Below are 2,654 nucleotides of genomic sequence, written 5' to 3'. Positions count from 1 at the left end.
GTACAGCAATGCGCCCCACAGCTCCCAGACGGAGAAGTCGAACGCGTACGAGTGGAACAGCGTCCACACGTCCTTGGGCCCGAAGTGGAACTTCGCGTCCGTCGCGCTGAAGAGCCGCGTGACGTGGTCGTGCTGCACCATCACGCCCTTGGGGCGTCCGGTGGAGCCCGACGTGTAGATGACGTACGCGAGGTCGCCCGGAGCGTTCCGGTGCGCGGGCCGTTCAGACGAAGCTCCGGAGGCCATCGCGGCCGCGGACGTGTGCGCGGGCCGTTCGGACGAAGCCTCGGAGGCCATCGCCGCTTCGAACGTGAGCACGGTGGTGCCATCCACGGACGGCACGCGGTCCTCCAGCGAGGCCTGGGTGAGGACGAGCGGCGAGCGCGCGTCTTCCAGCAGGAAGGCCAGGTGCTCACGCGGGTGCGCGGAGTCCAGCGGCAGGTACGCGCCCCCGGCCTTGAGGATGCCAAGCAGTGCGACGACCAGCTCCACGCCGCGCTCCAGGCACACGCCCACGAGGACTTCCGGGCCCACCCCACGCGCTTGGAGGACATGGGCAAGCCGGTTCGCCCGGGCGTCCAATTCGCGGTACGTCAACTGGCGCAGCTCGAAGGTGACGGCGATGGCGTCCGGCGTGCGGTCCACCTGCGCTTCGAAACGTTCCACCAGCGTGCCGGTGGCAAACGGTTCGACAGGCGGGTTCCAGCCGTGGAGGACCTGGTGACGCTCCGCCTCCGTCATCACGGGCAGCTCGGAGAGCTTCGTCTCCGGGGCCGCCACCATTCCGCCGACGACGTTCTCCACGTGGGAGAGGAGCCGGTCGATGGTCTCCGGCTCGAAGAGGTCCGTGGCGTACTTGCAGCCGAGGAGGAGTCCGTCCGGGCCGGGGGCGGCCTCGAAGGTCATGTCGAGTTCGGTGGTGCGGTTGTCCAGCAGCCCCACGTCCAGTGTCAGTCCACCGCCCACCGGCTGGGCGCGCGGAATGGCGTAGTCGTCCAGGACGAAGGCGATGTTGTACAGCTCGCGCCGCTGCGAGCCCGGCTGCGCGACGGCGAGCACGTGGTCATACGGCACGTACCCGTGGGCCAGTGCGTCCAGCGTCGTCTGCTTCACGCTGGAGAGGAGCCCCGACACGGTGGTGTCGGAAGGCAGGCGCAGGCGCAGCGGAAGGAAGTTGGTGCAGTCGCCCACGAGGGAGCGGGTGCCCGGCACATCGCGTCCGGACGTCGCGGAGCCGAGGATGAAGTCCGTCTGGCCACTCCACCGGTGCAGCACGGTGGCCAGCGCGGACACCAGCATCATGAAGGGCGTCGCGCCCTCACGGCGGCCCAGCGCGTTCAGCTTCGCCATCAAGGGCGCGGGCAGCACGCGCAGCCTGCGGGCACCCTGGGAGGACAGCCGCTGGGGGCGGAGCTTGTCGGTGGCCAGGGACAGCAGGGAAGGCGCGCCGGAGAGCGTCTGCTTCCACCACGCCAGCTCCGGGGCCAGGGCCTGGGGCGTCAGGTACGACTGCTGCCACGCCGCGAAGTCGCCGTACTGGAGTGCGGGTTCGGGCAGGGGCGAGGGACGCTGGTCCCCGAAGGCCCCGTAGAGCGCAGCCAGCTCGCGCGAGAGCACCGCCACGGACCAGCCGTCCGCGATGAGGTGGTGCACGAAGACAAGCAGCACGTGGTCATCGGGCGCGAAGCGCAGCAGCACGAAGCGCAGCAGCGGCCCGGTGAACATGTCCATCGGCTGCTGGGCATCGCGCACCGCCCACGCATCCAGCAGGGCCTCGCGTGACACGGAGTCCTGGCTGACGACCTCCTCCACCATCAACGAGACAGGCGAAGGCGCGTGGACCTGTTGGAACAGCACGCCGTCCCGCGCGACGAAGGTCGTGCGCAGCGCTTCGTGGCGACGGACCAGTTCGTTCAACGAACGCGACAGGGTCTCCGGGACCAGGGGGCCCCGGAGCGAGAGCGACACGGGCACGTGGTAGGCGGTGGACTCCGGCGCCAGTTGCTGGAGGAACCACAGGCGCTGCTGGGAGAACGAGGCCGGCGTCAGCCCCGCCGGAGCTGGGCGCCGTTGCACCGGGGGCAGGGCCGCGAGTCCCGTCGCGGTGCTGCCCTGGGCCAGCGAAGCCGCGAGCCCCTGGAGGGTCACGTCCTGCAACAGGGTGGCGGCGGAGACACGCGTCCCCAGTCGCTTCTCGATGCGTCCCTGGAGGTCCGCGGCCGCGAGCGAGTCCATGCCCAGCTGCGTGAGCGGAACGTCCGATCCTTGCAGGCCTGCCTCCGCCCCAAGGACCGCGGTCAGCTCCTCGCGAAGAATGCGCTCCAGTTCCTCCACGGAGCGGGCAGGGGAGGCCGAGACCTGGGCCACAGGGGCGGAGGCACCAGACTGATTGGCCGTCGCGCCAACTGGAACCGAGGAACCTGCGAGCGCACCGGGCTGACTCCCCGTCGCGCCAGCCGAAGCCGTGGTCTCCGCCGCACCGGTCTGCTCAACCTTCGGCGCCTCAGACACAAGCACCGGAGTCCGCACCAACGGCTCCGCACCCGCCGCCTCACTGCGCCACAGCACCGCGAGTTCCCCGGACACCAGCGCCGCACGGCACGCGAAGCGCTGAATCTTCCCGCTCGACGTCTTGGGCACCGCCCCCGGAGGCA

1 protein-coding gene is annotated in these 2,654 nt (G+C 70.4%); it reads right to left on the bottom strand.

All coding sequences use genetic code 11. The features are described from left to right. Nucleotides 1–2,367, bottom strand: a 2,367-nt coding sequence (locus D7Y13_RS40615; RefSeq protein WP_158626202.1) for a condensation domain-containing protein, incomplete at its 3' end; no start/stop codon positions are given. Nucleotides 2,368–2,654: the final 287 nt, after the last annotated feature.

This window comes from Corallococcus praedator, from assembly GCF_003612125.1.
In the GTDB taxonomy this organism is placed as follows: Bacteria; Myxococcota; Myxococcia; order Myxococcales; family Myxococcaceae; genus Corallococcus; species Corallococcus praedator.
The sequence above is the reverse complement of the archived record's forward strand: the minus strand, read 5'-3'. Positions and strand labels throughout refer to the sequence as shown.